Source organism: Cognatazoarcus halotolerans (assembly GCF_009800965.1).
Classification (GTDB): Bacteria; Pseudomonadota; Gammaproteobacteria; order Burkholderiales; family Rhodocyclaceae; genus Cognatazoarcus; species Cognatazoarcus halotolerans.
Window position 1 is genome coordinate 1 of record NZ_WUAF01000107.1, and the last position, 220, is coordinate 220.

A 220-nucleotide genomic window follows, 5' to 3' on the forward strand; every position below is an offset into this window, starting at 1 on the left:
TCGAGCTCTACACCTGTGTTGATGAGATGCCGGGCACGCTGGTCGACACCAAGGTGACCGACGCCAACGGCAACTACAACTTCAGCGGCCTGGTGCCGGGCGACTACATCGTCAAGTTCATCGCCGCTGACGGCTCGGTGCTCTCGACCGCCAACGTGGGTGACGACGCATTCGACTCCGACGCAGGCGCGGACGGCTTCACCGGCTGCTACACGCTGAC

Annotated in this window: 1 protein-coding gene; it reads left to right on the plus strand. The window is 63.6% G+C overall.

Annotated features, from left to right (window positions below; all coding sequences use genetic code 11):
• Positions 1–220: SdrD B-like domain-containing protein (locus tag GQB03_RS22885; protein ID WP_159694090.1), on the plus strand; the 220-nt coding region annotated here is incomplete at both ends.